The sequence below is a fragment of the Treponema sp. genome, from assembly GCF_045641405.1.
In the GTDB taxonomy this organism is placed as follows: domain Bacteria; phylum Spirochaetota; class Spirochaetia; order Treponematales; family Treponemataceae; genus Treponema_D.
Map to the genome: position 1 here is coordinate 91,491 of NZ_JAZUGX010000047.1, position 24,017 is coordinate 115,507.

A 24,017-nucleotide genomic window follows, 5' to 3' on the forward strand; every position below is an offset into this window, starting at 1 on the left:
TATTCGGAAAGAGGTATTGTAAAAAAATGTCGGATGTAGCAAAAAATGAGGATTTTGAAGTTGCACCAGAGCAGGAGTTCGTAATTCCAAAGACAGATGACTCAACATCGGAAATCAGCGAGCTTTCTAAAAAGGGCTACCAGCTGTTAAAGGAAAACAGGACAGAAGACGCGATAGAAGCCTTCAAAAAAATCCTTAGTCTGGAAGAAAACAACAACTACGCTCTCGTTGGACTTGGTGACAGCGAAAGAAAGAGATTCCATTTCAAGGAAGCTATTGAATACTATTCAAAATGTCTTTCATTCCACCCTGGCAACAACTATGCGCTTTTTGGTCTTGCAGACTGTTACAAGGCTATAAATCAGTATCACAAGGCAATTGAAATCTGGGAGCAGTATCTTGTACACGATGACAGGAACATTACGGTCTTGACCCGTGTCGCTGATGCATATCGCAAGATTCATGATTTCAAGAAATCCAAGTCCCTTTATCTCCGTGTTCTGGAAATGGAAGAAAACAATGCCTATGCACTCATAGGTCTTGGTCACCTCCACTATGACTTCAAAGAATATAAGGATGCACTTTTCTACTGGACACGCATGGTGGATGTAAATCCTGATCATGTTGATATCCGTGTACTTACATCGATTGGAAACTGCCATAGAAAGCTCAAGACATTCGAAAAGGGACTTCCATACTTTGAAAAGGCATTGGACAAGGATCCTCGTAATTTCTATGCACTCTTTGGAATCGCCGACTGTTACCGTGGTATGAACCAGCAGTTCCGTTCAATTGAGTATTGGAACAGAATCCTTGAAATCGACCCAAAGAACAAGGTCATCCTTACCCGTACTGGTGATGCCTACCGAAACACAGGTGACTACGCCACTGCAACCGACTACTACAACCGTGCCATGGACATTGACTTTGATGTCTACGCAGCTCTTGGCCTTGCCCTCATCTGCAAAGGCGAAGGAAGATACGAAGAAGCCATCGAACGACTTTCAAAGCTTGTCCGTGACGACCAGAAGAACTTCCGTCTTTACATTGACCTTGCCGACTGCTATGTAAAAATGAACAAAAAGCAGAACGCCCTCGATATACTTGCAGAATACCAGAGACTTGGTATCCGCAATCAGGCAATCAATGAATATGCAGACCAGATAAAGGCTTCGTAAGGAAATCGACAGGTCTTCCAACAGTCATGTCAGATAGCACAAAAATGTTTTTTCTGATATAAAATCCTTATGTCAGAAAAAACAGTCCTTACAGGTCTTACTCCAGAAGAAATTTCCACAAGCCTTAATTTAAAACCAGCCTTTCGTGCAAGGCAGATCTATGAATGGATTTCAAAAGGTGTAGATTCCTTTGAACAGATGTCCAACATCGACAAGACAACAAGGGAAAGACTTTCCGAAAATGCACTCCTCCGCTCTTCAACTGTATCCCAAGTATTAAAGGATCCTGATGGAACCATAAAACTTCAGATTACATTAAATGATGGACGGGCCATTGAAACTGTTTTGCTGACCGACAAGGAAGGTAGAAAAACAGCATGTGTAAGCTGTCAGGCAGGCTGTGCAATGAAATGTGCCTTTTGCCAGACAGGACAACTTGGACTTGGTCGCAATCTGACTGCAGGCGAAATAGTAGAAGAATTCCTCTTCATGGAAAAGGAAGCAGGAAAGCTCGACAACATTGTTTTCATGGGTATGGGAGAGCCTTTCCAGAATCTTGATGCAATCAGGAAAGCCGTCTCAATCCTTACCGACCCAAAGGGACGTGCCTTAAGCAGCCGTAGAATAACCTTGAGTACCTGCGGTCTCATCAAGGGTATTTATGACCTTGCAAACAACGGTCCACGCATGAGACTTGCTATTTCCCTTACGACAGCAGACGAAGGTCTAAGAAAAGAATTGATGCCGATTACTTCTGGAAATCCACTTTCTGAGCTAAGAAAGGCAATTGCCTATTTTATAGAAAAAACTGGTAAACGAGTTACCCTTGAAGCCGCTCTTCTTGCAGGGAAAAATACAGGCAGAGAAAGCGCCGACAGACTTATTGCTTTTGCAAAGGGACTCGATGTATACATCAACCTTATTCCATGGAATCCAGTCCCTGGACTTGAATTTTCTACACCTTCCAACGATGAGGTAAAATCCTTTGTTAAGATGCTTGAACAGGCAAACCTTAATGTAAACTTAAGGACCCGTCGAGGAGAAAAAATTGGAGGTGCCTGCGGTCAGTTGGGAAGATCTCAAGTTCAGTCGGAGCAATAACCGCATGATGCGCAACTAATTGCCCACTTATTTTCAAAAATTTCTTGAATTATTCAGTAACAAAGTTTATACTGAGCTTTAGTAGTAAAAATGTGATAATCACCTCAGGAGTATATATATATGCAGAAGAAAATCTATGTAACTGGTATGGACGATGACGCAACAGCAGGTAAGGTAGACGCAGCAGTAAAGGCTGTGGCAGGTGTAACAAACTGTGTTTCTTCAGCAGCAAAATGCCAGGTGTGCGTTGATTTTGATGAAGGCACAGCTGGAATCGAAGATGCAATCACAAATGCAATCAACTCAACTGGCGTAATGGCTTTAGGCTGATTCTTTTCTTAAAAAAATGAAAATCACAATTTTAGATGGCAATGCTCTCAATCCTGGAGACCTTTCTTGGGCTCCTGTTGAAAAGTTCGGTGATCTTACTGTATATCCGCGCACTGCACAGGAAGATGTAGTTTCAAGAATCGGTGACAGCGATGTTATCCTTCTCAATAAGATTAACATTACAGAAGAAGTTCTTTCAAAATGCCCAAACCTGAAGTACATTGGCGTTCAGGCTACAGGCTATAACGTAATCGACCTTGAAGCCTGCAGGAAACACAATGTTACCGTAACCAATGTCCCTAGTTATTCTAGAGCTGGTGTTGCACAGATGGTTTTTGCATACATTACGGAATTTGCAAGCCGTCCTGCCCTCCATAATGAAAGCGTAAAGAAGGGAGACTGGGTCAAGTGTCCTGATTTCTGCTACTGGAAAACACCCCTCATTGAACTTGAGGGAAAAACTCTTGGAATCTACGGATACGGTTCTATTGGCCGCCGAGTTGCACAGATTGCAAAAGCATTCGGCATGAAAGTCATTATCTGCACAAGAACTCCAAAAACAGACATTGAAAATCCTGTAGATTTTTCCACCTTACTCAATGAGTCTGATTTCATTACCCTCCACGCACCTTTAACTGACAAAACAAGGGAAGTAATCAATAAAACTACTCTTCCTCTGATGAAAAAATCAGCATACCTCATAAATACAGCAAGAGGCCTTCTTGTAAACGAAAAGGATCTTGCAGAAGCCCTTAACAATGGTACAATTGCAGGTTATGCAGCAGATGTTGTCAGAGAAGAACCAATGAAGGATGGCAATCCCCTTCTGACTGCAAAAAACTCCATCATAACTCCACATATCGCTTGGGCTGCCGTAGAAACAAGGCAAAGGTTGCTGGACATTGTGGTAGAAAACCTTAAATGCTGGACTGACGGAAAACCACAGAACGTTGTAAGCTAAGAAAACTGAAGCGGTATTGCATTTGCGATACCGCTTTTTTTATGTTTAAAATACTTGATTTTTTAAGTATTATTAAATATACTTTAAAAATACTTAAGAATAACACACAGGAGAAAAGTTATGGGAAAGACCATTGCTCAGAAAATTTTCGAATCACACATGGTTGAAAAGCCATTTGAAGGTACAAATATCCTAAAGCTTGACAGAGTATTCTGCCATGAAATTACAACACCAATCGCAATCAACGACCTTGTTGAACGCGGCAAGGACCGTGTATTTGACGCAACAAAGATCAAGGCTGTAATCGACCATGTTACACCTGCAAAGGACTCTAAGTGTGCAATGCAGGAAAAAATCCTCCGCGAATGGGCTAACCGCAACGACATCAAGGACTTCTTTGACATCGGTGCAAATGGCGTATGTCACGCAATCTTCCCGGAAAAGGGATTTGTTCGCCCAGGCTTTACTGTAATCATGGGTGACAGCCACACTTGTACACACGGTGCATTCGGTGCATTCGCAGCAGGTGTCGGAACAACTGACCTTGAAGTTGGTATCCTCAAGGGTGTTTGTTCATTCCGCGAGCCAAAGGCAATCAAGTTCGTATTGAACGGAAAGCTTAAGGAAGGAGTATACGCAAAGGACGTTATCCTCTTCCTCATTGGACAGATCGGTGTTAATGGTGCAACAAACTGCGTAACAGAATTTACAGGTCCAGTTGTTGATGCAATGTCTATGGAAGAACGCATGACTATCTGCAACATGGCTGTTGAAGCTGGTGCTACAAGCGGTATCTGTTTCCCAGACATGACAACAGTTGAATACCTCTGGCCGTTCATCAAGGATGAATTTGCAAGCAAAGAAGATGCCCTCAAGGAATACTCAAAGTGGGTTTCTGATCCAGATGCAGAATATGAAAAAGTATACACATACGACCTTTCAACTCTTGAACCAGTTTGTACTGTTGAATACAAGCCAGACCAGATCAAGAAAGTTTCAGAAATGAAGGGAACAAAAGTTAACCAGGTTTACATCGGTTCTTGTACAAACGGACGCATCAGCGATCTTCGTGTTGCAGCACAGATCCTTAAGGGACACAAGATTGCAGACGGTGTTCGCGGAATCGTATCCCCTGCTACACCACTCATCTACAAGATGGCTCTTCAGGAAGGGCTCATCGAAATTTTCATGGACGCAGGTTTCTGTGTAACAAACCCAACTTGCGGTGCATGTCTCGGTATGTCTAACGGTGTTCTTGCAGAAGGTGAAGTTTGTGCTTCTACAACAAACCGCAACTTCAACGGACGCATGGGTAAAGGCGGAATGGTTCACCTTATGAGCCCTGCAACAGCTGCAGCAACAGCAATTGCAGGTACAATCGTTAACTCTGAACTTTACAAGGGCTAAAAAATTAAAGAGATGAATTTTTGTTAAAATTCGTCTCTTTCTGTAACATTTTTTTTAAAATTGAATTATATTATAAGAAGCTGATGCTCAGCAAAAGCTTCATAAAGTAATAAGGGGACAATTATGAAACAGTTTGGTGGTCAGGTTTTGTTTTTGGATCGCAGTGATATCAATACTGACGAAATCATTCCGGCAAAATACCTTACAGAAAATACAAAACAGGCACTTCAGCCATATCTTCTTGAAGATCTTAAGCTTGATGGATTCAATCCAAAGCGCGACATCGCTGGCAAGAAGGTAATCATCACACGCGAAAACTTCGGTTGTGGATCTAGCCGTGAACATGCTCCTTGGGCACTTGAAGTTAACGGAATCTATGTTGTAATCGCACAGAACTTTGCACGCATTTTCCGCCAGAACATGTACAACTGTGGTCTTCTTGCTCTTGATATGAACAGAAAGGACATTGACGATATGTTCCACACATTCGCAGACAAGGATACAGAATGCAAGATTGAACAGAAGGAAGATGGAACCTGGAAGGTTAAGCTTATCGCAGGGTCCCTTTCAAAGAGCTATGTATTCAAACTTGAAGGATTCGAAAAGGCCCTCATTGAAAACGAAGGCTGGATTGGATACGCTGACAAGAAATACTAGAATTAAACTAGATTAGACTAAAGGCTTCCAGAAAACTGGAGGCCTTTTTTTATTCACACGCATATTTACTTGGAAACTGCATTTTTTGCGTTAAAATATTACCCATAATTTTATCTGGAGTTTATCATGCGTATTAATCTGAAAATCAAACTTATTTCACTTATGCTTGCTATCATTGCAGCAGCAACGTTAAGCTTAGGACTTATTTCCTACAATACCTCAAGTCAAGCCCTTATTCGTTCCGTAAACAGCCGTCTTTCAGCAATATCCGACAAAGTAGCCCTTGAAATTGAGGATATGAATGAAAAGGAATTTGCAATGATCAGGGCAATTGCAAAGCTTCCTATACTTCAGGATGAATCAGTTCCACTTGATGAAAAAGTAAGTCAGTTGAAACCTTTGGTAGAAGCAGACAAATCAAAATATGAAAATATTACCTACTACGATAGGGACGGAAATGGAATCAGTGCTGCAGGTGTTCGCCACAGTTCTGCACATAAAGATTATTTCCAGGCTGCAATCAAAGGCAAGGAATTTGTATGCAACCCATTCTACAGTGATGTTGGTAAAAAAACTTTGCAGATTTATTCTGTTCCAGTCTATACAGGCAGCAGAATTACAGGTGTCGTTGTAGCAATCCTCTACGGAGACAGAATCACAAGTGTTGCACGAAGCATTGACATTGGAGATAACTATCATCCTTCAATTATCGACCGTGCTTCATCCACAACAATTGCAAACCCAAATGATGACAAGGATGATGTTTCAGAAGCATCTCTTAACCAGAACAACGCATATCAGAAAATCCTTTCAGATCTAAATACAGGAGCTTCCCATACAACTAATTTCAAGGATTCAAAAAGCAAATCAACAATGCTCGTGTGCTACAAGCCAATCGGTAACACAGCACCATGGACAGTTCTTTGCGTTGTACCATCAACTATTTTCTATCAGGACATTGTAAAGATTAAATACGGCATCATCGTTGCCCTTATCGTCGCCATTGTAGTTGCCTGTATACTTGGTTTCATTATGATTTCAATGCTGTTCAAGCCACTTAATACCGTAAAGAAAGCAATCGTTGAAATTGGCAGCGGAAACGCAGATTTAACACATAGACTTCAAAAAGCCTCAAACGATGAAATTGGTGACATTGTTGACGGTTTCAATAATTTCTCAACTAACCTGCAGAAGATTGTAAAAAACGTAAAGGCATCAAACGACATGCTTGATTCTGTGGGAGCAGAATTGAAGGAAACAACTGACAATACATCTACAGCCATTACACAGATTATTTCAACTATTGATTCTATTCACGCTCAAATCAATACTCAGGGAAACAGCGTTTCTCAGACAGCAGGTGCAGTTAATGAAATTGCTTCAAACATTGAATCTTTGGACAGAATGATTGAAAGCCAAAGCTCAAGCGTATCAGAAGCAAGTTCTGCCGTTGAACAAATGATCGGCAACATTACTTCTGTAAACCGTTCTGTTGATAAAATGGCAGACTCCTTCAACCGTCTTGAATACAGCGTAAAGGAAGGAACTTCATTGCAGGCTAATGTTGGTGAAAAAATCAATCAGATCAAGAACCAGAGTGAAACACTCCATGAAGCAAACCTTGCCATAGCTGCCATTGCAGAACAGACAAACCTTCTTGCCATGAATGCCGCCATCGAAGCAGCTCACGCAGGAGAAGCCGGAAAGGGATTCAGTGTTGTTGCTGATGAAATCAGAAAGCTTTCCGTTACTTCTACAGAACAGTCAAAAACAATCGGTGACCAATTGAATTTTATCCGTGAATCAATTGAAAATATGGTAGAAGCTTCAACTTTGTCAAACAAAGCATTCTCCGATGTTGCTTCAAGAATTTCTGAAACGGATGAGCTTGTTCGTCAAATTAAGAGTTCAATGGAAGAACAGGAAGTTGGTTCACACCAGATTACGGATGCATTGCATTCCATGAATGACAGCACTCTTGAAGTTCGTACTGCATCACAGGAAATGTCAGTAGGAAACAAGGCAATTCTTGAGGAAATCAAAAACCTTCAGGATTCAACCGGAGCAATGGAAGATTGTATGAAGGAAATGGCAACAGGTGCTTCTACAATCAATGCAACAGGATCTGCCTTAAACGACATTTCAAAAGAAATGCAGAACAACATTTTAAAAATCGGTACTCAGATCAATCAGTTTACCGTATAATTTTTATGCTAAGTCCGTAGAAAAAGTTTCCTGGCAAGTGGGAAGCAATACCTTCTGTGGACTTAGCATAAATAAAACAAAAGTATCTTTTTATTATTACAATCTAATACATTTTACCTATTTTTTATAAAAATATTGACTTTTATACTACTCAGTTCTACATTTAATTAATAATGATGAAAAGACTGTTTTTAAGCACCATCCTTATTTTATATTCCTCATTATTTGCCTTTGCTGATGCAAAATACAACATCATGTCCGGTACCATTCTTCACTGCTGGTGCTGGTCTTTTACAACAATTGAAAAAAACATTTCCAAAATTAAAGATGCAGGCTTTACTGCAATTCAAACAAGCCCAGTAAACTCTTGTCTAGTTGGTGAAAACGGCGGACTGGAACTCATGAGTTCTTCCAGCGGAAAATGGTATTATCATTATCAGCCAACGGATTTTAAAATCGGAAACTATCAGCTTGGTTCTAGAGACGAATTCATTTCCATGTGCAAGACCGCTCATGAAAATGGAATTGCAGTTATCGTTGACATTGTTCCAAACCACACTACCCCAATGATCGATGAAGTCTCAAAGGTGATGATCGAATATTGTGGAGGACTAGAAAATTTCTATCATAAGGGAACTGCTTCAGGAATTCGGGGTGCAATTGTAAATTCCAAAAACGGCGGTCTTCCTGACATCAATACGGAAAATCCAAAATTTCAGGAGTATTTCGGAAAATTTCTCATAGACTTAAAAGAATGTGGTGCTGACGGCTACAGAATAGACTGTGCAAAACACATTGCATTGAAAGATGACCCACAAGACAATCCTGAACTACCAAATAACTTCTATGATTTTATTACAAGTGACAGAAACCAATTCATATACGGCGAAGTTCTTCAAGATGCAAATAGCCGAGAAGAAGAATATGGCAAATACATAGCAGTAACTGCATCAAACTACGGAAGGCTCCTTAGAAGCGCCGCAAAAAACAAAAAATTTCCTGTAAAAGGAATGATCAACATGCTGAACAAAGCAAGCCCAAATCTTATCACTTGGGTTGAAAGCCACGATACATATGCAAACAAGGGAGAATCAGCAAATCTTTCAAATTTTGAAATCCGCTCGGCTTGGGCAGTAATTGCTGCAAGAAAAGAAGGTACACCTTTATTCTTCAGCAGACCTAAAGGCAAGGAAGCCACTCAATTTCCCGGAGAAAGTAAAATCGGTGATGAAGGCAACGACGAATATTTTAGTCCAGAAATCAGGGCTTTGAATTTTTTCAGAAAGAAAATGAAGAATGAAAACAATATGTTCCTGAATGATGAAAATGGGCTTCTATTTATCAGCAGAGGAAATAGAGGTCTTGTCATAATAAATCCTACAGAAACTGAAAAGGAAGTCAATTTCAAAACAAAACTGAATGACGGAAAATTTAATGATAAAGCATGGAGCCTTAAATTCAAAGTTAAAAACGGATTCATAAAAGGCAAAATCCCTGCTCAAAAAATCTGTGTAATATATTAGAGGAAAAAATAATGATCAGAAGATTCACCTACGGAATTCCATTTGATACTGAAGCTGTCCTTAATAAACCAACGGCAGAAAATTGCAAACTACCTTATTTTGAAAAACAAGACAATATCCTTTCCTGCTCCATGGATGAAAATGATATTGTCTGGGGCCTTGGTGAAAATGTCCGCGGGATGAACAAACGGGGACATACCTATGTAAGCTGGTGTTCCGATGAGTTTGAACATTCGGAAGAAAAAAACAGCCTTTACGGAGCTCACAACTTTTTCATAATAGACGGCTATAGAAAACTCGGCGTTTTCATTGACTGTCCAGGTCGCGTTACCTTTGACATCGGCGACAGCGAATATGAGAAAATCCTCATCACTATCGAAAACAAGGATTATGAAATCTACCTTATTGAAAATGATTCCGTAATTTCAATCATAAAGGAGTTCCGAAAGCTTATCGGTGAAAGCTACATTCCGCCAAAATGGGCTTTTGGAATCGGTCAATCCCGCTGGGGGTATGGAAGTGAACAAGACCTTCTTAAGGTTCAGGAAGGCTACAGAAAGAACAAGCTTCCCCTCGATATGATCTACCTTGACATTGACTATATGGACAATTTCAAGGATTTCACAGTTGATTCAAATAAGTACAGGGATTTCAAAACTACAATTTCAAAACTTAAAGAAGATGACATCCGTGTAATTCCAATTATCGATGCTGGTGTAAAAGTAGAAGATGGATATGATGTTTATGATGAAGGAATGAAAAACGGATATTTCTGTAAGGACAAGGATGGAAAAGAATTCATTGTTGGCGTATGGCCAGGTAAAAGTGTCCTGCCTGACTTTTTGAACAAGGATGCTTCAAAATGGTTCGGCGACAAATACAAGGTTCTTACAGATATGGGAATCGAAGGCTTCTGGAATGACATGAATGAACCTGCCCTATTCTATTCAGAAAAGAACAAGCAGAAAGTTTTTGAACACCTGGCAGAATACAAGGATACCAACGTTGGGTTATACGCCAATTTTGCAATGAAGGATGCCGTTAACTTCATGGCTAACAACATAGAAGATTACAAAAGTTTTTACCATGAAACAGAAAAAGGCAAAATCTGTCATGCAGACATCCACAATCTATACGGCTACAAAATGACTGAATCTGCTTCAAATTCATTAAAAGAAATTTTAGGAAAAGAAAAATACCTTTTGTTCTCTCGGGCTTCCTACATCGGAATGCACCGCTCGTCAGGTATCTGGATGGGAGACAACAAGTCCTGGTGGTCACACATTCTACTAAACCTTAAAATGATTCCTTCCTTGAATATGTGTGGATTCATCTATACAGGAGCAGACCTTGGAGGCTTTGGCAGCAATACAACAGAAGACCTTCTGCTTCGATGGTACGCTCTCGGAATATTCCTGCCTCTTTTCAGAAACCACAGCTGTCTTGGAACCCGTGAACAGGAACCTTATCAGTTCAAGGCACTGGATAAATTCCGCGGGATACTCAATCTTCGCTACAGATTGCTTCCATACCTTTACGAAAGTTTTATTGCATCCGTAAAGAACAACGACATGTATGGATCACCTCTTGGTTTGATCTGGACTGAAGATGAAGATGCCAGAAGATGTGAGGATCAGCTTCTCATAGGAGACTCAATCATGATAGCTCCAATCTATGAGCAGAACGCTACTGGCCGCCATGTCTATTTGCCTGAAGAAATGAAATTATTTCGTTTCAAAGGATCAGATGTTGCGGAAGAAAAAATCATGGACAGAGGACACTGTTACATCCATATTGCTCTTGATGAAATCTGCATATTCCTTAGAAAAAACAAAAAGCTGCCTCTGGCAAAAGAAGCAGCTTCCGTTGAAGATATAGATTGGAATGATCTGACATATCTGGAATAGCAAGGATTTACATTACATACGGTGGTAGTCTGTTGATTCAACCACCGTAAATTATCCGTATCAAAACTATACTTCTTCCACAAGCCCCATGTCATTCAGCTTGTTCAAGATGATTGCAGCAACCTGTTCAGGATTGTTGGCACCTGTATCAATTTCAACATCAACAAAATCGTACTTTTCATTATCAATGCCGTAAAGTTCCTTGTATCGCCTTGTATCTTCAGCATCGCGCATCTGGGTAAATTTCTTTATTGCATCAAGATCTCCACCTTCACGATTGAGAATTCTTTTTGCACGGGTATCTTCATCAAGCTTAAGATAAACCTTTATGTCTGCTTCCTTAAGCATCCATATTGCAAGACGGCTTCCAAGAACGCAGGATTCAGCCTTTGCAAGTTCCACCTGGTGGGTATCCGTATACTTATCATAGCTGTCATCAGTTTTTGCATTCTCAATTACTTCAGCCAAAGTCATTCCGCGTTCCTGAGCCAATGTACGGAAGGTATAGTTGATGAGTTTGATCCCAAGCATTTCAGAAAGCAATGTACTTACAGTTGTATTGCCGCAACCTGATTTTCCAGAAATTGCAATGCGAAGCTCCTTTCCGTCTTTGATCTTGAATGCCATATAAATCTCCTTGCAAGTATATAATTACTATTCTACGTTCTTTGACTGCTCTCGGATGTTTTCCAGAGCATCCTTTGCCGCAATGACCTTTGCACCGACTTCAGTAAATTGATTTTTGCTTCCGATTGTATTGATTTCACGGTTTGCTTCCTGACAGATGAAATCAAGTTTCTTTCCAGGAATTGGATTGTTTTCAATTTCATCCTTCATGGCTTTTAAATGGCTGTGCAGGCGGATGATTTCTTCATTGATTGTATATTTTACAAGCATGGCAGCAGTTTCCGTCATGATGCGGTTTTCATCAACCTTGTCTTCAAGAAGCTCCTTAAAGCGGGAGTAAAGCTGGTCACGGAATTTCTGTTCCATCTTTGGCTGCCAATCCTTAAAGAAAGATGCACATTCTTCAAGAACTGAAATTTTTTCAAGAAGGTCAGCCTTAAGGTTTTCACCTTCCCTTTTTCTATCTGCAATAAACTGCTCAAAAACAGGATTGAAAACCAATTCAATTTTTTTCCAATATTCTTCAGCGTCATACTGATGGGAAATGTTCAAAACCCCTTCCTGATTGATTATGAGAGAAAGAGGAACATCAGATTCGGATTTTCCCAATGCCTTGGCAACAGAGATAATTGCATCGCTGTACATTTTGGCGGCTGCAGTATCAACAGAGACAGTTGAATTGCAATTGTTGTCCTTTACCCTAATGGAAAGCTCAATTTTTCCACGGACAATTTTTTCCGTAACAAGCTTTCTTAACTTTGATTCAATTGGATTAAGAAAAGACGGCAGGTTTATATAAAGGTCCAGAAAACGGGAATTGACGGATTTAATTTCAACGCTGATTTGAGTATTTTCTACAACTTCTTCCTTGAAGCCGTAACCTGTCATGCTGTTCATAAATCCGACACCTCTTTATAAACTTTAATTAAGTTATACATACTTTATTGTAAACTATTACAAAATTCAATAATATGAAAATATGAAAAATATCAAAAGTTTTGTTTTATCAGTCTTGGTTTTGCCAATAGTATTTGGATGCTCTAAAAGCAATGAAATAACTTACAATTCAGAAAATGATGCTCTTGTTGAAGAAATCTCTCCAACATTCATCCCACGAAATTCTGAAATAAGAATTACTTTTACAAAAGAAACCGAATGTAAACCAGAGGATGCATTGTCATTCTCTCCAAGGCAGAAGGGATCTTGGACAGTCCTTGACGATAAGAGGACTTTTGTTTTTACACCTGATAAACCTTACAAGCAGAACAGCGAATTCACCCTCACTGCAGACTGCGCAAAACTTTTCAAAGGAACAGAATCAGGAAAATTCACCCACCCCTTTGTGACAGACAAGGGATGGTACAAGGTAAGTTTTAACGAAATTGAACTTGATGAAACCTTGAATCAATTCTACCTCATGGGAACCATTACTACCGATATCCCAGTTTCCCTAAAAAAGGCTAAAAAAATCCTTACGGCTGATTACAAGGGTTGCAAAACAGAAATCAACTGGAAATCGACTTCTGAGGTTTCAGACTGCTTTGATTTTGAAGTCAGTGGAATCAAGGTTCCCAAAAAGAATAGAAACCTTATACTCACATGGAGTGGAAAATCCATAGGTTTTTCAAAAAAGATGGACAATGAGCTTTGTGGTTCAAAGGTCTTTAAAATTCCATCAGATGACATCCTTGATGTAATCGACATCAACACTTCAAAGAAGAATTCCATCCTCATAAGCTTTTCCAAAATTCTTGACAGCACACAGAATCTTGCAGGCTATGTAAAGGCATTCAACAAGTCGGGACAGAGAATTCAAATAACAAATGCCTCAATCAGAGGAAATATCCTTACTGTTTTCAGCGACAATAATTTTGAAGAAATTGATTCAGTAGAAATCTCAGAAGGAATCAGATCTGCAGACGGCTTCCATCTTGGAAATTCCTCAAACATTTCCCTTTCTGGCAGCTGGGAAATTCCTGTAGTTCAATTTGCAAACAGTGGAGTCATACTTCCAACGACACAGGGATCAAAGGTCATCCTTAAGACAAAGAACCTTACTGGACTTTTGGTTCAGATTTATGGCGTTCCTAACAGAACAATGTATCACTTTCTCCAGGACAATGAACTCAACGAAAAAAGAAATCTGTATCGCGTCGGAGAACCTATCTTTGAAAAGAGGGTTTCCCTTACTTGGGACGACAGTATGCAGAATAAATACATTTACCATGGCATAGACATCAGCGAGCTTACAAAAAAACACAACAGCGGCATGTATCAGGTAAGAGTATCTTTCCGAAAAAAGGACATCAAATATGTCTGCAACAATGGCCACAGGGACTTCAGTGACCTTCCTGGACCAGAAGACAAAATCAAGGAAGATTCTGCAGACAGGGAAAGCAGCTTCTGGGATTTTACAAACGACATGGACTACAGGGATAGAAGAACCTACTGGGACTACAACGAAGATCCTTGTCATCCAGCTTTCTATCTTGAAAACTATCATTCTGCAATCGTTGCAAGACAGAACATTATCGTAAGCGACATTGCTCTTTCTGCAAAAAAAGATGCAAGCGGAAAGCTTTATGTCACTGCATCAAACCTGAAAGATACTCAGCCTGCAAAGAATGCGGTAATCACTGCATACAGTTTCATTGGAAATAAGATTTCAGAAGAAAAAACTGACGGCAATGGCATTGCACTTCTTGACTACGATGAAAACATAAAGTTCATCACTGGCACCATCAACAATCAGACAACATATCTTAAGATTTCAAGCGGCTCGGAACTCAGCATAAGCCATTTTGAAACAGGTGGAGAAATTTCTTCTGATGGAACAAAGGGATTCATCTATGGGGAACGTGGAGTCTGGAGACCTGGTGATAAGATTTACCTTACCTACATTCTGCAGAACCAGAACAAGGCTTTGCCTGATAACATTCCTGTAATTTTTGAACTGATTGATCCGCTTGGAAGAAGCATTGAAAAAAGAAACCTTAAGGACCATGTTGATGGCTTCTATCCAATTGAAACACAAACATCAGATAGCGGTGAAACAGGACTTTACACAGCAAAGGTTACCATCGGTGGCAACACATGGACAAAAGGTCTTCGTGTAGAAACCATCGTACCTAACAAGCTTAACGTAAAACTTACATCCGACAAAAAAATGCTTTTCAATGGAAACAACAGCCTCAGACTTGAAGGCTCATGGCTCCATGGGGCACCAGCTGCAGGATACAGGGCGGATGTTTCCGTCAGCTATTCACCAGCAAAGGCTGGATTCAAGGTTTCTGACGATTATACTTTCTCAAATCCTTTGAATAGAATTTCAGACAGAAAGGAACGGGTTTTTGACGGCAATCTCAACGCAAATTCATACGTTGATATCAATGCGTACCTTGAAGCAGATTCCCATGCACCAGGATTTATGGATGCAAATTTCCAGTCTAGAATTTACGAGCCTTCAGGTGCATTCTCTACTGAATATACAACAATGAAATTCAGTCCATATAGCCGCTATGTTGGACTTAAGCTTCCAAAAGGCGATGCCGCACGCAACATGCTTTTGACAGACACAAAGCATACTGCAGAAGTTGTCTGCTATGAAGCAGATGGAACTCCGACAAAGAATGCTACTCTCCGCTGGAATCTTTACAAGATAGAATGGAAATGGTGGTGGGAAAAAGATGCCTACACCAACGCAGGATATGTTGAAGACGTTAACTACAGTTCAATCTCGTCTGGTGATATTGAAATACAGGATGGTAAGGGAACATTCAACTTTGAAGTAAAATATCCATCATGGGGACGCTACATCGTTATTGTATCTGACGGAAGCTATGGACATAACGCAGGAAAGATTACTTACATCGACTGGCCAGGATGGGCTGGAAGAAGCACACAGGGATCAAGCGGAAGCTCTTCAATGGTTGCCCTCACTGCGGACAAAAAATCCTATAAAGCAGGAGAAGCTGCATCGATATCATTCGCATCATCAAAGGGTGCCCGTGCTCTTGTAACGATTGAAAAGAACGGAACCATCGCTAAGCAGGAATGGATTGAAACAGCAGCTGAGACTACTGTCTACAAATTCAAGGTTACACCAGAAATGGCTCCTAACATCTATGTCCATGTAACCCTTGTACAGCCTCACCTACAGACTGCTAACAGCCTTCCAATCAGGCTTTATGGAATCATCCCAGTTTATGTGGAAAATCCTGAATCTGTACTTGAACCAATCATTACATGCGCATCCCAGTTTGAGCCTGGAAAAGAAACTGTAATTTCTGTATCAGAAAAGAACGGAAAGCCAATGACATATACCCTTGCTGTCGTAGACGAAGGGCTTCTTGGACTTACATCTTTCAAGGCACCAAATCCTCATGATGAATTCTACAAGAAGGAAGCATCACAGCTTAAATCATGGGACATTTACTCTGATGTAATAAATGCATATACAGGAAATCTTGAAACACTCCTTGCAGTCGGTGGTGGCGATGACATGGGTGATGGTAACAGCGGAAAGACAAATAGATTTGCCCCAGTCGTAAAGTACTTTGGTCCGTTTGAGCTTAAGGCTGGTGAAAAGAAATCTACCACATTCCAGATGCCACACTACATTGGTGCCGTGCGTACGTTTGTTATTGCTGGAAAAAATGCAGCTTATGGCGTTGCAGAAAAAACTACTGTAGTAAAGGCTGACCTTATGCTTCAGAGTTCTCTTCCAAGAACCCTGGGTGCTCACGAAAACATTGATATACCTGTTACTTTGTTCAATGGAACAGCAAAAAAGGAAAAAATCACTGTTGAATTTACTACCGAAGGTTCCGTTGCAATCTCCGAAACAAAGGAAATCACTCTTGAACCAAACAGCGACGGCATCGTCTACTTCAATATTGAAACAAACTCTGCAGGAAAAGCTGACTTCACATTCAAGGCAACAAGCAGTTCAAAAAAGACTGTTTCACAGAATTATGACATTTTAATCAATTCAAGAGGTACTAAATTCTCTTATACAACAGACTTCTCCGTTAAAGCTGGAGCTTCTGAAAATGTAAAGGTCGAAAGTCCTTTTGAGGATGGAACTGGAGAGCTTGCCCTTTCAATGTCAGAAGTACCTTCAATCAATCTTGAGCAGAGACTTGATTACCTTTTGACATATCCTCATGGATGCATTGAACAGATTACATCAGGTGGTTTCCCACAGATTTACCTTGCAGACTTCCTCAACCTTTCAGAAGCAAAGATTGAAGAAATCCAGTACAATGTTTCAAGCGTATTCAAAAGGTATTCCACATACCAGGTAACAAAGGGAGCCTTTGCATATTGGCCAGGAAATGAACATCCAAACGAATGGGGTACATGCTATGCCCTCCACTTCATGACAGAAGCAAAACGTAAGGGATGGACTGTTCCAGAAAACATCTACAACCCAGCGTTAGATTATGTATACGAAAAATCAATCAACTGGACAAGATCAAGCACAGAAGATTCAGAACTTGAAACATACAGACTTTATGTACTTGCACTTGCAGGAAAATCTGACCTTGGAACAATGAATAGACTTGCTGACTCAAATGATCTAAGCGAATCTTCGGAAGCACTTCTTTCTTCTGCATACTCAATTACAGGTAACAAGCAGAAGGCAGAAAAGCTTCTTAAAAAATCCACAGGCACACTTGCATTCTTCAGATCAACAGGAGGAAACTTCTCTTCATCTGTTAGAAACGACAGCATAAGACTTCTTGCAGCAGTCAATCTTGACAATTCAGTACTCAGCTCAAAATATTCAAAGAAGGTAATCGAAAATCTTTCTTCAAAAAACTGGATGAGCACACAGGAAACAGCATGGTCCCTCCTTTCACTCTTTGCCTACTACAACAAAAATGAAACAAAGGAAAACAGCTATACTGCAACCGCAAATCGGGTTGAACTTTCTTCAAAGTTCAGCAAGACCTTTGACAAGATGGATCTTACTGCAATAAATGACAACTATCAGACCGTTACTGTAAAAAACACAGGAAACAAAAACCTTTACGGATCTTTGACCGCTACTGGTACATTAAATCCAGGTAACGAAACAGCCTGTTCAAACGGCATTGCCCTTGATGTAACTTATAAAAAGGAAAACGGAAGTTCCATCAGGCCAAGAAACATTGCCCATGGCGACAATTTTGTAATGCATGTTTCCATTAAAAACAAGACAAATGAAAACATTGAAAATGTTGCGCTTACTATTCCTATTCCTACAGGATGGGAAGTAAGCAATGACAGAATCGGTGGCTATGAATCAGGAAACGGTTCTTACAGTTACATGGACATTAAAGACGACAAGATACTCATCTATCTTGACTTGAAATCTTCATCAAGTAAATACGAATACAATTTCAATGTTACCTGCGCATATTCAGGAGCTTATTGGATTCCTGCCGTAAGCGCAGAAGCAATGTACGACAATACAAAGAATGCACTTGTAAGCGGACTTTATGTTGATGCAAGAAAAAAATAGAATTGTAAGGGCAGCAATCATTTTTACTGCAGCCTATGTCTTTGTTGCTGCCCTTGCCTTTCATTTTTCGCCAAAACAGTTCCCCTATTCCACAGTCATCTATGATCGCAACGGAATCCTATTGGGAGCCAGCACCTCTAATGATGGACAGTGGCATTTTGAAAATTCTGCAGTTCCAGAAAAATTCAAGAAATGCATTCTGAACTACGAGGATTCAAGATTCTACTTCCACTTTGGTGTTGACCCTATTGCCATAGGAAGGGCATTCGTTCTGAACCTTAAAGACGGAAGAATTGTTTCTGGTGGATCAACACTGACAATGCAGACTGCACGAATCCTTCTTGGAAATCAAAAGAGAACTTATTTTCAGAAAATCTATGAAATATTTGTTGCAATATGCATTGAAATCAAATATTCAAAAAACCAGATACTTTCCATCTATTCCTCATCTGCACCTTTTGGCGGAAATGTCATAGGCCTTGAAGCCGCCAGCTGGAGATACTACAACAGGCCTTCAAATTCATTAAGCTGGGCTGAATATGCCACCCTTGCAGTTCTACCGAACCAGCCTTCACTTGTACGCCCTGGTAAAAATCAAGATGCCCTTCTTGATAAAAGAAACAGTCTGCTGATGAAGCTGTACTCAAACAAAGTGATAGACAAGGAAACGTTGGAACTTTCACTTCAGGAAAAGCTACCAGGTAAACCATACAACCTGCCTTCATTGGCACCACACTACCTTGAAAAAATTAAGGCAGACAAAAACTTAAGAAAGAAGACCAGCTTCATAACCACATTAGACTTTTCACTGCAGGAAAATGCAAACCGAATAATCTTCAATTGGTCAAAAATTTTCAGTCAATCAGGAATAGAAAATGCTGCGCTTCTCATAATGGATACAAAAACTAAAAATCCTATTGCCTATGTCGGTAACATAAACAGTTCCGTAGACATGGTTGAAGCACAGAGAAGCTCGGGAAGTCTTTTAAAACCCTTCCTTTTTTCTGCTATGATTGACAACGGAATGCTTTTGCCAAGTCACATTGTATATGACATTCCAACAAGAATGGGAAACTACATACCCAAAAACAACACAAACAAATACACAGGTGCAATCCAGGCAGATCAGGCATTGACCAGATCTCTCAACATTCCAGCCGTAAGGGAGCTAAGGCAATTTGGAATAACGCAGTTTCTTAACCTTCTTTCTAAATACGGCTTAACAACATTGAACCATGATGCAGACTATTACGGCATTCCACTTATTCTTGGTGGCGGCGAAGTTAAAATGAGGGAAATTGCCTGTGCCTACGCAGACCTTATGAATAAGGCTTGCGGAAGAAAGACAAAAGTTCCAGTAAGCTATGGAACAGCCTGGACAACATGCAGCATACTTTCAGATGGAGTAAGGCCTCAGGATCTTGAAAACTGGCGGCTTTATTCCCGTAGAAAAAAAATCGCATGGAAAACAGGTACTTCCAGCGGCAACCGCGATGCATGGTGCATTGGAACCACTCCGGAATATACAGTAGCTGTATGGGTTGGAAATTCTGTCGGCACAGGAAACAAAATGCTTACCAGCGCCTCGACAGCGGCGCCACTCATGTTTGAAGTGTTTTCCGTTTTGCCACAAACATCATGGCCTTTGCGCCCAGAAATGGAATATGACGAAATCACAATATGCACGCAATCAGGATTTATTGCAGGTCCATATTGCAGTGAAACGAAAATTGAACTGAAAACCCACGGTACTCCTCAGACAAAAAGCTGCCCTTATTGCAGGACCTATGCTTTTACTCCAGACATGGAATATCAAGTTACTGTAGAAGACATGATCAATCAATATAAAGGTCAGATGCCGGCAACAGAAAACAGGTTCGTCCTACCACCTTATGTAGAATACTGGTACAAAAAGCAGAACCTAAGCTACAGGTCACTACCTCCTTTTGTTCCTTGGCATAAAGAAAATTCCGAGAACAACATACACATAGAATTTCCTCAGGAAAATTCCCAGATCATAGTTCCAATTGAACTTGACGGTAAAAAAGGAAGCGTAATTTTTGAAGCAGCCGCAAACAATCCAGGTACAATAATTTACTGGGATATGGACGGAGAATACCTTGGCTCAACCCAAAAAGAACACAAGTTTACTGCAAGCCCAAAACCTGGACAGCACACACTTACACTAACAGATTCAACAGGCTCCATACGAAAAAGAAATTTCCTGGTTATTGCCGAATAGACTTTAATGCATTAGTATTTATTCATGAACTCTAACACAACTGGAAAAAAGATCGTAGATGCAATCTCAGGCATTTTTTTACCAATCATAAACCTAATTACCGCTGCAAGCATAATAAAAAGCATACTGATTCTTCTTGCTGCTGGAAACTTTCTTTCAAAGGATGGTGGAACATACAGAATCTTTTTCGCCGTTTCCGACGGGGTATTCTTCTTCATGCCTTTCATGCTGGCAATTACTTCCGCAAAGCAATTTAAGGCAGATCCCTTCATCGCCATGATGATTCCCTTTGCCTGCCTTTACCCTGCAATAGGAGATATCCTTGAAAACGGAAAGACCTTTGATTTCCTTTGTTTTACAGTTCCTTCAGCAGTATATCACTCAAGCGTAATTCCAGTTGTCCTTGCCGTAGGATTCCTTCACTTTATAGAAATACCTTGTGACAGATGGATTCCTGATGCCATAAAAGGATTTATGAAACCGATTCTTTCCATGATTATCGTCCTTCCATTTACATTCCTTGTTTTTGGTCCTGCAGGAACATGGATAGGATCAATACTGACAAAGGCTTTCTTTGCCATATACAATTTCAATCCAATTGCGGCAGGAGCTTTCATGGGGGCCATAATCCAGCCTTTGGTTGCCATAGGTGCCCACTGGGCTATTGTCCCTGTAGCCTTGAACAACATCGCGGACCATGGATACGATATAATCATGCCGTTGCTTGCAGGAGCCGTCTATGGACAGGCAGGAGCCGCCCTTGCTGTAGGTTTAAAGGAAAAAATAAAGGAAAAGAAAACAGTTGCTTTCCAGAGCTGCTTTACAGCCTGTCTTGGCGTTACTGAGCCCGCTTTATATGCAGTAAATCTGCCAAGGGTAATGCCAATGATTTTTGGTTGCGTCGGTGGCGCAATTGGAGGAGCCATTACAGGTTATGCGGGAACAAGATGCATTTCCTTTGCATTCCCAAGCATCATGACAAGCGTTGCCTTCGTAGGACAAGGATTTGTATTGTTTCTTTTATCAATGGCTGTTGGATTTGCAGCAGGATTTTTACTTACAATTAATTTCTACAAAGAAAATCAATAATCTTCTTGCCGACCTTCCAGTTGTCACCAGCTCCCATAGTTACAAAAAGATAACCATCAGGATATTTTGAATCCAGAGGCTGTTCCAGCAGCTCAAGACCCTTTTCCGCAGCTTCGTCAAATTCTTCTGCATAGATGACATATCCGTGATATTTTGAGGCATGATCAGCAAGAGTCTTTCCTGTTACATTGGCAGCCTCAGCATTTTCACGTGCGCTTCCATAAATTTTATTAAGGAGTACAACATCGGCACTTTCAAAGCTTGAAGCAAATTCTTCAAGCAATGCTGCTGTTCTCGTATAGGTATGGCTCATGAAGTCCACGATGATTTTATGACCTTTATAGAATTCCCTGTAGCCTGCAAGCGTAGTCTTTATAGCTGTCGGATGATGTCCATAATCATCAAGGAAAAGAATCTCATTGCCAGCCTTGTTTTTTCCACGACCAACAATTTCACTTCTTCTTTTTCCGCCTGCAAAAGAAAGAAGACCTTCTTTAATGTTGCCGTAAAAGTCTTTTGGATTTTTTCCTTCTGTCTTGAGCAATTCAACGGCAAGTGCAATGGCTGCACAGGAATTACGGACATTATGCTCACCAGGAACACCAAGGGCACATTCGCCTAACGACTGTAAGGTAAAGTACTGACGGCCCTTTTCGACCCTACCAAACGATAGTTTGTAATCACCTTCAGCCTTTATTCCATAGGGGATAAGACTAATGTCCGGTCGTTTTTCTTTTGCAATTCTGGCTGTTTCAACAGCACCATCATCATCTGCGCAATAAATCAACTGTCCATTTTCTGGAAGCAAACATGCATAATCTACAAAAGCATTTTGGATATCCTTAAAAGTTGGATAATAATCCTGATGGTCGCTTTCTACAGATGTAAGGATGATTTTTGAAGGACTGTAAGCCATAAAATGGCGCTGGTATTCACAGGTTTCCGCAACAAAATATGGATTTCCGGAATTTGCATTGTTCAAGGTACAGGAATTACCAAAAGAGGAAATGATACTGCCTGCAAGAATTTGAGAATTCAGAGGAAGATGCTTGAGGATGGTTCCAGCAAGTCCTGTCGTCGTTGTCTTTCCGTGTACACCACAGATGCCAGCACTGAAAGCTGTCCTTGAAATGGCACCAAGAGCTTCTGAATAAAGCATCATTGGAATTCCAAGTTCCACCGCTCTTTTAAGGTCTGGATTTTTTTCTGGATTATAAGCGCTGGAATAAACTACAAACTGAATGTCCTTTGTTACATTGTCAGCAGAAAATTCCTTTGCACGGATGCCAAGTTTTTCTAAGACTTCATCAGTATAGAATCTTTCGCTGACATCTGAGCCTGAAATTACGGCACCGCGGGCATTGAGGATTTCAACAAGAGCAACCATACCTGTTCCCTTGATTCCGACAAAATGAAATTTAACGCCTTTCAGTACTGATGGCAATGTAACTAAATTGGAATTCATAAAATCATCTCTATATATAATTCAAAAATTTATTTCTATTGAAAATAATACCACAGATTTAAATTTGCATAAAGGACATAGACTATGTTATTTAAGATATACAACATAACACCAGATAATTTTCTTCTGCCAATCTATGTATTTGTCTTACAATTCCCTTATTGCGATATAACCATTAACTTCAATCATAAAAACAAATGCTAGCATTTTTATATACTATTTTTTACCCAACAATTTAAGATCCAATCAGCTAAATCTTCATATACTACAGAATCATTATTTGAATCTGGATCCATCAAATGTATTCTGGAATCCTTGTCAATACAATAAAAAGAATCATTGTCATTGCAAATAGGAATATATTCTGAATTTAGACCAAAAGATTTATAGATGCCTAATATATTTCCTAAATATGTATTCTCATCATTTTTATCAATTATCTGCCCAGGTTCTAAACAACCCAATATAACATCACTAGAAGTTAGGAGATAGGCTCTATAGTCTTTGGGAAATTTAATCTTATATTCTACTTCAAAATTTTCTATTTCTTTCTCTATAGGTAACCGTAATGGATTTGGAACTTCTTCAGTTCTTTTTCTAAGCTGTGAAAATGCATAAGCTAAATCTAACTGGATTTTTCTTTCATTTTGTAAACAATAAAAGTTACCATTTTCTTGATTACGTTCAAAAGCAAAACCTTTTTCATAGTCAAGGAATGGAATAATATCCTTTGTATAATTTGCGATTGTATTTACATCATATATTTCAATCATTTTAGGATTATCAATATCTTCTTGTGTTTCTTTTCCAGAAAAAA

16 protein-coding genes are annotated in these 24,017 nt (G+C 40.0%); 12 read left to right on the forward strand and 4 right to left on the reverse strand.

The window, feature by feature from the left end:
- The first annotated feature begins 26 nt into the window (after positions 1 to 26).
- From ACKI39_RS07585 to ACKI39_RS07625, 9 genes are all read left to right on the forward strand, one after another.
- The gene (locus ACKI39_RS07585) at positions 27 to 1,178 is read left to right on the forward strand and encodes a tetratricopeptide repeat protein (protein WP_407399218.1); all 1,152 of its coding nucleotides are present in this window, start codon (positions 27 to 29) and stop codon (positions 1,176 to 1,178) included.
- A 69-nt stretch (positions 1,179 to 1,247) separates the two neighbouring features.
- Positions 1,248 to 2,279 (forward strand): dual-specificity RNA methyltransferase RlmN, encoded by a 1,032-nt coding sequence (gene rlmN / locus ACKI39_RS07590; protein WP_407399219.1) that lies wholly within the window; start codon positions 1,248 to 1,250, stop codon positions 2,277 to 2,279.
- 120 nt (positions 2,280 to 2,399) lie between these two features.
- The gene (locus ACKI39_RS07595; protein WP_407399221.1) at positions 2,400 to 2,609 is read left to right on the forward strand and encodes a heavy metal transporter; all 210 of its coding nucleotides are present in this window, start codon (positions 2,400 to 2,402) and stop codon (positions 2,607 to 2,609) included.
- 16 nt (positions 2,610 to 2,625) lie between these two features.
- The gene (locus ACKI39_RS07600; protein ID WP_407399223.1) at positions 2,626 to 3,570 is read left to right on the forward strand and encodes a D-2-hydroxyacid dehydrogenase; all 945 of its coding nucleotides are present in this window, start codon (positions 2,626 to 2,628) and stop codon (positions 3,568 to 3,570) included.
- Positions 3,571 to 3,690: 120 nt separating this feature from the next.
- Positions 3,691 to 4,977: a 3-isopropylmalate dehydratase large subunit gene (locus tag ACKI39_RS07605; RefSeq protein WP_318692000.1), complete on the forward strand. Its 1,287-nt coding sequence runs from the start codon at positions 3,691 to 3,693 to the stop codon at positions 4,975 to 4,977.
- Between the two features lie 123 nt (positions 4,978 to 5,100).
- On the forward strand, positions 5,101 to 5,634 hold the full coding sequence (locus ACKI39_RS07610; protein WP_407399225.1) for a 3-isopropylmalate dehydratase small subunit: 534 nt from the start codon (positions 5,101 to 5,103) through the stop codon (positions 5,632 to 5,634).
- Between the two features lie 126 nt (positions 5,635 to 5,760).
- Complete coding sequence (locus tag ACKI39_RS07615) at positions 5,761 to 7,839, forward strand: methyl-accepting chemotaxis protein (RefSeq protein ID WP_407399227.1); 2,079 nt, start codon at positions 5,761 to 5,763, stop codon at positions 7,837 to 7,839.
- Positions 7,840 to 8,015: 176 nt separating this feature from the next.
- A complete protein-coding gene (locus ACKI39_RS07620) occupies positions 8,016 to 9,362 on the forward strand; it encodes an alpha-amylase family protein (RefSeq protein WP_407399229.1) in 1,347 nt (448 codons plus the stop codon).
- Positions 9,363 to 9,373: 11 nt separating this feature from the next.
- Complete coding sequence (locus ACKI39_RS07625; RefSeq protein WP_407399231.1) at positions 9,374 to 11,269, forward strand: glycoside hydrolase family 31 protein; 1,896 nt, start codon at positions 9,374 to 9,376, stop codon at positions 11,267 to 11,269.
- Positions 11,270 to 11,335: 66 nt separating this feature from the next.
- On the opposite strand, the gene cmk is transcribed toward ACKI39_RS07625, so the two are convergent.
- Together cmk and ACKI39_RS07635 are read right to left on the reverse strand one after the other, a co-directional pair.
- Entirely contained in the window at positions 11,336 to 11,896 is a 561-nt protein-coding gene (gene cmk / locus ACKI39_RS07630; protein ID WP_407399233.1) for a (d)CMP kinase, read from the reverse strand.
- 27 nt (positions 11,897 to 11,923) lie between these two features.
- On the reverse strand, positions 11,924 to 12,793 hold the full coding sequence (locus ACKI39_RS07635; protein ID WP_318691994.1) for a YicC/YloC family endoribonuclease: 870 nt from the start codon (positions 12,791 to 12,793) through the stop codon (positions 11,924 to 11,926).
- An 82-nt stretch (positions 12,794 to 12,875) separates the two neighbouring features.
- Between ACKI39_RS07635 and ACKI39_RS07640 the strand changes: the two genes are divergently transcribed.
- From ACKI39_RS07640 to ACKI39_RS07650, 3 genes are read left to right on the forward strand one after another with little or no spacing between them, the layout of a single operon-like run.
- Positions 12,876 to 18,404: an alpha-2-macroglobulin family protein gene (locus ACKI39_RS07640; RefSeq protein ID WP_407399235.1), complete on the forward strand. Its 5,529-nt coding sequence runs from the start codon at positions 12,876 to 12,878 to the stop codon at positions 18,402 to 18,404.
- Positions 18,382 to 20,646, forward strand: a complete 2,265-nt coding sequence (gene pbpC / locus ACKI39_RS07645; RefSeq protein WP_407399237.1) for a penicillin-binding protein 1C — start codon at positions 18,382 to 18,384, stop codon at positions 20,644 to 20,646. The genes ACKI39_RS07640 and pbpC overlap by 23 nt, the downstream gene beginning before the upstream one ends.
- Positions 20,647 to 20,670: 24 nt before the next feature.
- The gene (locus tag ACKI39_RS07650) at positions 20,671 to 21,735 is read left to right on the forward strand and encodes a PTS transporter subunit EIIC (RefSeq protein WP_407399239.1); all 1,065 of its coding nucleotides are present in this window, start codon (positions 20,671 to 20,673) and stop codon (positions 21,733 to 21,735) included.
- On the opposite strand, the gene murC is transcribed toward ACKI39_RS07650, so the two are convergent.
- A complete protein-coding gene (murC, locus tag ACKI39_RS07655; protein WP_407399241.1) occupies positions 21,710 to 23,200 on the reverse strand; it encodes a UDP-N-acetylmuramate--L-alanine ligase in 1,491 nt (496 codons plus the stop codon). The two genes, ACKI39_RS07650 and murC, sit on opposite strands and share 26 nt — an antisense overlap.
- Positions 23,201 to 23,409: 209 nt before the next feature.
- Positions 23,410 to 24,017: immunity protein Imm33 domain-containing protein (locus ACKI39_RS07660; RefSeq protein ID WP_407399243.1), on the reverse strand; the 608-nt coding region annotated here is incomplete at its 5' end.